Here is an 8,625-nt window from a genome sequence, read left to right as displayed (position 1 = left end):
TGGTTGCCAGACCAGCTTTATTCTAGCACAGGAGGTTCTTTCTCTTCACTAAAGTATTTTTTATCCACCCCCAGTTGAACTGGGGGTTTTATCATGCCTATTCGGCGCCAAAAAAACATCCCCGGCAAGCTCATTGTCTTGCCGGGGATGCAGTATATGATTGATTTTCCAGGGATTGTTTGCTGAATACAAGCCGTGTACATCGTTGTAATGCTTCGGTTTTTTGCAGGCACCGATACACCATTCGTTCTTTTTTGCGAACAAAAATCCAGTAATATGAACATCCGTTACTATACGCACGGCCTGCCCAAAGGGTATGATACAATCAGTACAAAAAGTTACTTCCGGGCCGCGAACTGCCGGCGGTACGCCTGGGGCGTAAAGCCGGTCTGTTTGCGGAACACCCGGAAAAAGTAGTTGTAGTCCGCAATGCCGATCTGCTGGCAGATTTCGCTGTTGGTCAGATCGGTACCGGTAAGCAGTTTCATGGCGCGCTGGATGCGCAGGCGGCGTACATATTCATTGATGCCGCAGCCGTAAGTTTCCTTGGACAGCTCATACAACGCCGTACGCCCCAGCCCCATGGCGGCACAGATCCGCTCGCTGGAAAGGTCCTCCGCCAGATGTTCCGACACAAACCGGTTGAGTTTTTCCGACAGGCTGCCGGGTACCAGCCGGGCCATGTGCACCTGGCACAGCGCCCGCGCCGAAAGGGAAAGCAAATCACAGGCGGCCTGCAAAAGGGCATAAGGCGTACGCGGCAGCTGGCGGTAGGCCTGGTAAAGGGTATCTTCCGGGATGCCGTAGCCTGCGCAAAGCCCCTTGGCCCGTTCCCATTCTGCCTGCTCGTCGGCCCCCTGCACAATGTGGCTCAGCAGCAGATACCCCACGATCACATCATCCACCTGGATGGGGGTGATGGCTTCGATCAAACCCGCATGGCAGGGGTAGATGAGGGTTTTACCTTCCCGCTGTGCCTGACGGCAGGCTTTCTGGTCGCAAAGACGGCAGCCCTGCTCCCCTTCGGGAGTGCCGCGCACCAGCCGGCAATAGGCAGGCAGTTCCGGCGGGTAAGACAAAATGTCCATTCCCCACTCATCAAACACCACCGTGCGCAGGCCGGTCAGCTGGTAAAAATCCCGCAAAAGTACCAGCAGTTCTCCTTTATCAAATACAGCACGCACAGCAACCCCACCTTTTTTCTGTTCTTTCTGTCATTGTAAAATGCGCTTCGGGCGCTGTCAATCCAAACTTTCACAGGCGGTGATACTATGAAAAAATTCGAACAAAAATCCACCACGCTGGGCATTGAGCTCGGCTCCACCCGCATCAAGGCGGTTCTGGCAGGCCCGGACGGCACCGTGCTGGCCGGCGGCGCCCATGACTGGGAAAACCGCTTTGAGGGCGGCTACTGGACCTACCATCTGGACGATGTGTGGGCAGGCATCCAGGACGCTTACCGCGACCTTGCCCGGGACTACGAAAACACCTACGGCGAACCGCTGACCACCGTGGGCGCCCTGGGGGTTTCGGCCATGATGCACGGCTACCTGCCCTTCGACAAGGAAGGCAACCAGCTGGCAGCCTTCCGCACCTGGCGCAACACCACCACCCAGCCTGCCGCCGAAGCGCTGACCGAGCGTTTCCGCTTCAACATTCCCCAGCGGTGGAGCGTGGCCCATCTCTACCAGGCCATCCTGAACGGGGAAGACCACGTAAAGGGCATCGCTTTCCTGACCACCCTGGCAGGCTATGTGCACTGGCAGCTCACTGGCGAGAAGGTGCTGGGCATCGGCGATGCCTCGGGCATGTTCCCCATTGACAGCAGCATCTGCGACTATGACGCCGCCATGCTGGATTCCTTTGACGCCCTGGCAGGAGCACATCTTCCCTGCCGCCTGCGGGATCTGCTGCCCAAGGTGCTTTGCGCCGGGCAGGACGCCGGCTGCCTGACCGAAGCGGGCGCCCGGCTGCTGGACCCCGCCGGCACGCTGCCCGCCGGCATCCCGGTCTGCCCGCCCGAGGGCGACGCCGGCACCGGCATGGCCGCCACCAACAGTGTGGCCCAGCGCACCGGCAATGTCAGCGCAGGCACCAGCGTTTTTGCCATGGTGGTACTGGAAAAACCCCTGAAAGAGGTCCACCCCGAGATCGATATGGTCACCACCCCGGACGGCGCCCCGGTGGCCATGGTCCACTGCAACACCTGCACCTCCGACCTGGACGGCTGGGTGAAACTGCTGGGCGAAATGGCACAAGCCGCGGGTGTGACCCTGACCAAGACCCAGCTGTACACCCTCTTCTACCAGAAAGCCCTGCAGGGTGATGCCGACTGCGGCGGTCTGGTCAACTTCAACTACTTCTCCGGCGAACCGGTCACCGGCGTGCCGGATGGACGGCCGCTGTTTGTGCGCCGTCCCGACGCCAAATTCAATCTGGCCAACTTTGCCCGCGCCCAGTTGTACGCCTGCATGGCCACCCTGAAATACGGCCTGGATATTCTGTTTGAGCAGGAACAGGTCACGGTGGACAACCTGCTGGGCCACGGCGGTCTGTTCAAAGTTCCCGTGGTAGGCCAGAAGCTGCTGGCCGGCGCCCTGGGCGTGCCGGTCTCGGTGATGAAAACCGCCGGGGAAGGCGGCCCCTGGGGTATGGCGCTGCTGGCGGGGTATCGCCTGCACCGCCGGGAGGGTGAAACACTGGAAAGCTACCTGCGCGACCGCATTTTTGCCGACGCCGAAGGCAGCACCCTGACCCCCGACGAACAGGATCACCGCGGATTTGCCTCTTTTATGGAAAATTATGTCCGCTGCCTGGCGGTGGAACATGCCGCTGTGGACGCACTGCAGTAAACAAGGAGGTTTTTTACCATGCGCATACAAGACTATGAATTCTGGTTTGTGGTGGGCAGCCAGTTCCTGTACGGCCCCGAAGTGCTGGAAACGGTGGCCAACCGTGCCGCCGAGATGACCGACGCCCTGAACGCTTCGGGCAATCTGCCCTGCAAGCTGGTGTACAAGGTCACCGCCAAGACCAGCAAGGAGATTGCCGACGTAGTGCGGGAAGCCAACTATGACCCCCACTGCGCGGGCATCATCACCTGGTGCCATACCTTCAGCCCCAGCAAGATGTGGATCAACGGCTTTGTGGATTTGCAGAAGCCCTACTGCCACTTCGCCACCCAGTACAACCGGGAGATCCCCAACGAGGAGATCGACATGGACTTCATGAACCTGAACCAGGCCGCCCACGGCGACCGGGAGCATGGGTTCATTGCCGCCCGGCTGCGGATGCCCCGCAAGATCATTGCCGGCTACTGGCAGGATGAGGAAGTCCAGAAGCGTCTGGGCCGCTGGATGCGCACCGCCGTGGGCGTGGCCGTTTCCCGCGAACTGAAAGTCATGCGCTTTGGCGATAACATGCGCGAAGTGGCGGTCACCGAGGGCGATAAGGTGGAAGTGCAGGCCAAGCTGGGCTGGCAGGTGAACACCTGGGCCGTGGGCGATCTGGTCAAGGTGATGAACGAAGTGACCGACGCCGAGATCGACGCCCTGATGGAAGTCTACCGCGCCAACTACGACTTTGCCACCGACAACATTGACGCCATCCGCTACCAGGCCCGGGAGGAAATCGCCATCAAGAAGATGCTGGACGAAGAAGGCTGCCAGGCTTTCTCCAACACCTTCCAGGACCTGTACGGCATGGAACAGCTGCCCGGTCTGGCCAGCCAGCACCTGATGGCCCAGGGCTACGGCTACGGCGGCGAGGGCGACTGGAAAGTTGCCGCCATGACCGCCATTATGAAAGCCATGGGCGAGGGCGGCAACGGCTGCTCCCTCTTTATGGAGGACTACACCTACAACCTGGCCCCCGGTGCCGAGTACAGCCTGGGTGCCCACATGCTGGAAGTCTGCCCCTGCTGCGCGGCGGAACGTCCCCGCATCGAGACCCATCACCTGGGCATCGGCATGAACGAAAAAGACCCCGCCCGTCTGGTGTTTGAGGGCAAACCCGGCAAGGCCATTGTGGTAAGCCTCATCGACATGGGCGGCCGCCTGCGGCTGATCTGCCAGGACATCGAGTGCGTGAAGCCCATCCTGCCCATGCCCAACCTGCCGGTAGCCCGCGTCATGTGGAAGGCCCTGCCCGACCTGACCACCGGCGTGGAGTGCTGGATCACGGCGGGCGGCGCCCACCACACGGTGCTGAGCTACGACGTCACCGCCGAGCAGATGCACGACTGGGCCAACATGATGGATATTGAGTTTGTCCACATCGGCAAGGACACCACCCCCGAAGGACTGGAACACGATTTGTTCCTGGCCGACCTTGCCTGGAAACTGAAATGAGGCGCCCTATGCTGGAACAACTGCGCAAACAGGTCTATGAGGCCAATATGGAACTGCCCCGCCGGAACCTCGTGACCTATACCTGGGGCAATGTGTCGGGCATCGACCGGGAGAGCGGCCTTGTGGTCATCAAGCCTTCCGGCGTGGAATACGACGAACTGACGCCGGAAAACCTGGTGGTGCTGGACCTGGACGGCAACCGGGTGGAAGGGGACCTGAACCCCTCCAGCGATACCAAAACCCATCTGGAACTGTACAAGGCCTTCCCCACCCTGGGCGGCATTGTACACACCCACAGCCCTTACGCCGTGGCCTGGGCCCAGGCCGGGCAGGATATTCCCTGCTACGGCACCACCCACGCCGACTACTTCTATGGTGCCGTGCCCTGTGCCCGCCACCTGACAAAAGAGGAACTGGACGAGGACTACGAGAAAAACACCGGCAAGGTCATTATTGAAACCTTCACCGGCCGCAAGATCGACCCGGTGGCCGTGCCGGGGGTCATCTGCCACAGCCACGGCCCCTTTACCTGGGGTAAGGACGCGGCCCAGGCCGTCTACCATGCCGTGGTGCTGGAAGAAGTGGCCAAAATGGCCCTGCTGACCCGCCAGGTAGACCCCAGTGCCGCCCCGGCCCCCCAGTACCTGCAGGACAAGCATTATATGCGCAAACACGGCCCCAACGCTTACTATGGACAGAAATGAGGAATGCTGCACTATGAAATTCTTTATTGATACCGCCAACGTGGACGAGATCCGCGCCGCCAACGATATGGGCGTCATCGCCGGCGTTACCACCAACCCCAGCCTCATCGCCAAGGAAGGCCGCGACTATGCCGAGACCCTGGCGGAGATTGCCACCATCGTGGACGGGCCCATCAGCGGTGAGGTGAAAGCCACCACCGACGCCGAAACTATGGTGAAAGAGGGCGAGGCCATCTACGCCCTGGACCCCAAGCACATGGTCGTTAAAATTCCCATGACCGCCGAGGGGCTCAAGGCCATCAAAGCGCTGTCCGCCAAGGGTATCCCTACCAACTGCACCCTGATCTTCAGCGCCAATCAGGCGCTGCTGGCCGCCCGCGCCGGTGCCACCTATGTAAGCCCCTTCCTGGGCCGGCTGGATGATATTTCTCAGCCGGGCATCGAACTGATTCAGAACATTCACGACATGTTCCTGAATTATCCCGACATTGAGACTCAGATCATCGCCGCCAGCGTGCGCAACCCCATCCATGTGACCGACTGCGCCCTGGCCGGTGCCGACATTGCCACCGTGCCCTACAAGGTGATCGAGCAGATGCTCCATCATCCGCTGACCGATTCCGGCATTGAGAAATTCAAGGCCGACTACTGCAAGGTTTTTGGTGAGTGATATGACCAACGAAGAACGCTTGAAGCTGCAGATTGCAACCTGCCAGGTGCGGATGGGCGTGATCGAATCCACCCATGGAGCCAAAGCCGGGCATCCCGGCGGCAGCCTTTCGGCTGCGGAACTGTTCGCCTATTTGTACAACAAAGAGATGCGCATCGACCCCGCCAACCCCAAATGGGAGGACCGGGACCGGTTCGTGCTCTCCAAGGGGCATACGGCGCCGGGGCTGTACAGTGCCCTGGCCTACCGGGGATTTTTCCCGGTGGAGGACCTGCCCACCCTGCGCCACATTGACAGCTACCTGCAAGGCCACCCCAACATGAACACGGTGCCCGGTGTGGATATGAGCACCGGCAGCCTGGGGCAGGGTGTTTCCTGTGCGGCAGGTATGGCCAAAGCCGCCAAGTATATGCACAAGGACAATGTGCGGGTGTACACCCTGCTGGGGGACGGCGAAATTGAAGAGGGCGAAGTGTGGGAAGCGTTCCTCTTCGCCGCCAAGTACAAACTGGGCAATCTCTGTGTCATCATTGACCTGAACGGGCTGCAGATCGACGGCCCCACCAGCGAAGTGATGCCTACTGAACCGGTGGATGCCAAGATGCGGGACTTCGGGTTCCGGGTCATCTCCATCGACGGGCACGACCTGGACCAGATGGAACAGGCGTTTGCCTTCTTCCATGAGCAGAAGGATGCCCCCACCGCCATTCTGATGCACACCACCAAGGGCAAGGGCGTCAGCTACATGGAAAACCAGGTAGGCTGGCACGGCAAGGCCCCCAACGATGAAGAATACAAAACTGCCATGGGTGAGCTGCTGGCCCATCTGTGGGAACTGGAGGCGCAGGTATGAGTGAAGTCAAGAAGATCGCCACCCGCGACAGCTACGGCGCCGCGCTGGTAGAACTGGCAAAAGACCACCCCGACGTGGTGGTGCTGGATGCCGACCTGGCCGCCGCCACCAAGACCGGTGTTTTCAAAAAAGCCTATGCCGACCGCCATTTTGACTGCGGCATTGCCGAGAGCAACATGATGGCCACCGCTGCCGGTATGGCAGCCATGGGGCTGGTGCCTTTTGCTTCCAGTTTTGCCATGTTCGCCGCAGGCCGCGCCTTTGAGCAGGTGCGCAACTCCATCGGCTACCCCCATCTGAACGTGAAAATCGGTGCCACCCACGGCGGCATTTCGGTGGGTGAGGACGGTGCTTCCCACCAGTGCTGCGAGGATTTTGCACTGATGCGGTCCATCCCCGGCATGACGGTGCTCTGTCCTGCCGACGACGTGGAAGCCCGCGCCGCCGTCAAGGCCGCTTACGAGCACGAAGGCCCCGTCTACCTGCGGTTCGGCCGCCTGGCGGTGCCGGTATTCCATGACGAAGCTACGTTTAAGTTTGAAATCGGCAAGGGCGAGCAGCTCACCGAGGGCAACGATGTGGCGATTTTCGCCACCGGCCTGGAAGTGGGCGAAGCCCTCACCGCCGCCGAACAGCTGAAAAACGAGGGCATCCACGCCCGGGTCATCAACCTCTGCACCATCAAGCCGCTGGACGAGGAGATCGTCGTGAAGGCGGCCCGGGAATGCGGTGCCGTCGTCACCTGCGAGGAGCACAGCATCCTGGGTGGTCTGGGCGAAGCGGTGGCCGCGGTGCTGGGCGAGCAGTGCCCGACAAAGATGCGTCGGGTGGGCGTCAAAGACGTATTCGGCCATTCCGGCCCCGCCTGGGATTTGCTGGAGCAGTTCGGCCTGCGCAGCGACGCCATTGTGGCCGCCGTGAAGGAACTGATCTGAACCGGCGCCTTACGGCACCGCTGGAGGGATAGCCATGTTTGAACTTTGTGCCTCCATTCTGGCAGCAGATTTTGCCCATCTGGCCCGGGACGTACAGGCGGCCGATGCCGCCGGGGCGGATGCTTTCCACATCGATATTATGGACGGCCATTTTGTGCCTGCCATCTCCTTTGGTACCGGGATGGTCCGCACCATGCGCGGACTGACCCGGAAGCCGCTGGATGTGCACCTGATGGTGGAAACGCCTCTGGATTTTGTGGAGGAACTGGCAGCCCTGGGCGTGGAACGAGTTTCGGTCCACTACGAGATTCCGGGCGGACCGGGACCTGCCCTGCAGGCCATCCGCGCCGCCGGGATGCAGCCCGGGCTGGTGCTGAACCCCGAAACCCCTGTGGAAGCCGCAAAGCCTTTTCTGCCCCAGATCCGCCAGCTGCTGTTGATGACCGTGCATCCCGGCCGCGGCGGCCAGCCCTACCTGCCGGGCAGCAACGCCCGCATTGCCGCCGCCAGCCAGCTGGTACAGGCAGCCCCCCAGCCCATTCCCATTCAGGTGGATGGGGGCATCACCCTGTGTACCATTGCGGAAGCCCATGCGGCCGGTGCCTGGAGTTTTGTTTCGGGCAGTGCGGTCTTTGGCGGCCCTGTTCCCCGGAATGTGCGGCAGCTGCGCCTGGCGGCCACCGTCTGCCCGCAGGATCTGCTCTGAGGGCCCTGCTCATTCATCCTTTTTTCTGGTAAATCAGCAGAACCCCAGCACAAAGCGTGCCGACCCCGTTCCGGTGCCGGCACGCTTTTGTTTTGCTGTTTTTTGCCGGGGATCACCGGCAGCGGTTGCGGTACTGTGCGGGTGTCATCTGGTAAAACCGGAAAAAACGGTCGATTTTTGCTTTTTTCTGCTGTTTTCCGCTTGCGGGCGTTTTTTCGGACAAACTAATCGAAAGCGGGACCTTTTTATGCCTTTCTTTCCCTGATGCCCCTGCCCCGTTCGCCCCAAGGAGGTTGATTTTCATGCGGGCCATTTGTTTTATACAGGAAGCCCAAAACAGCGACCTGACCTTACAGCAGCAGGTCCTTTTGTGCCGCCGGGCTTTGCGCAAACTGCGCTGGCCCTGTG

At 60.7% G+C, this 8,625-nt stretch carries 9 protein-coding genes; 7 read left to right on the top strand and 2 right to left on the bottom strand.

All coding sequences use genetic code 11. From position 1 onward, the window contains the following. Positions 1 to 338: 338 nt before the first annotated feature. The gene (locus H6B10_RS18865; protein WP_204651505.1) at positions 339 to 1,184 is read right to left on the bottom strand and encodes a PocR ligand-binding domain-containing protein; all 846 of its coding nucleotides are present in this window, start codon (positions 1,182 to 1,184) and stop codon (positions 339 to 341) included. An 87-nt stretch (positions 1,185 to 1,271) separates the two neighbouring features. Between H6B10_RS18865 and H6B10_RS10180 the strand changes: the two genes are divergently transcribed. The 7 genes from H6B10_RS10180 to H6B10_RS10150 are packed head-to-tail and all read left to right on the top strand — an operon-like array spanning position 1,272 to position 8,217. After that, on the top strand, positions 1,272 to 2,852 hold the full coding sequence (locus H6B10_RS10180; protein WP_204651504.1) for a xylulokinase: 1,581 nt from the start codon (positions 1,272 to 1,274) through the stop codon (positions 2,850 to 2,852). An 18-nt stretch (positions 2,853 to 2,870) separates the two neighbouring features. Then, complete coding sequence (gene araA, locus H6B10_RS10175; protein ID WP_204651503.1) at positions 2,871 to 4,349, top strand: L-arabinose isomerase; 1,479 nt, start codon at positions 2,871 to 2,873, stop codon at positions 4,347 to 4,349. 8 nt (positions 4,350 to 4,357) lie between these two features. Next, positions 4,358 to 5,053, top strand: coding sequence for an L-ribulose-5-phosphate 4-epimerase (locus tag H6B10_RS10170; protein ID WP_204651502.1), 696 nt, complete (start codon positions 4,358 to 4,360; stop codon positions 5,051 to 5,053). A gap of 13 nt (positions 5,054 to 5,066) precedes the next feature. Beyond that, the gene (gene fsa, locus H6B10_RS10165) at positions 5,067 to 5,723 is read left to right on the top strand and encodes a fructose-6-phosphate aldolase (protein WP_204651501.1); all 657 of its coding nucleotides are present in this window, start codon (positions 5,067 to 5,069) and stop codon (positions 5,721 to 5,723) included. 1 nt (position 5,724) lies between these two features. Continuing rightward, complete coding sequence (locus H6B10_RS10160) at positions 5,725 to 6,576, top strand: transketolase (RefSeq protein ID WP_204651500.1); 852 nt, start codon at positions 5,725 to 5,727, stop codon at positions 6,574 to 6,576. Continuing rightward, positions 6,573 to 7,511, top strand: a complete 939-nt coding sequence (locus H6B10_RS10155) for a transketolase family protein (protein WP_204651499.1) — start codon at positions 6,573 to 6,575, stop codon at positions 7,509 to 7,511. Before H6B10_RS10160 ends, H6B10_RS10155 begins: the two co-directional genes overlap by 4 nt. Positions 7,512 to 7,545: 34 nt before the next feature. Continuing rightward, positions 7,546 to 8,217 carry a ribulose-phosphate 3-epimerase gene (locus H6B10_RS10150; protein WP_204651498.1) on the top strand — a complete coding sequence of 224 codons (672 nt, stop codon included), beginning with the start codon at positions 7,546 to 7,548 and terminating at the stop codon, positions 8,215 to 8,217. 112 nt (positions 8,218 to 8,329) lie between these two features. On the opposite strand, the gene H6B10_RS10145 is transcribed toward H6B10_RS10150, so the two are convergent. Continuing rightward, positions 8,330 to 8,521, bottom strand: a complete 192-nt coding sequence (locus H6B10_RS10145) for a hypothetical protein (protein ID WP_204651497.1) — start codon at positions 8,519 to 8,521, stop codon at positions 8,330 to 8,332. Positions 8,522 to 8,625: the final 104 nt, after the last annotated feature.

The sequence above is a fragment of the Gemmiger formicilis genome, assembly GCF_016901605.1.
Taxonomy (GTDB): Bacteria; Bacillota; Clostridia; order Oscillospirales; family Ruminococcaceae; genus Gemmiger; species Gemmiger formicilis_B.
Note: the sequence above shows the minus strand (reverse complement) of the source record. Positions and strands in the feature narration are given on the sequence as shown.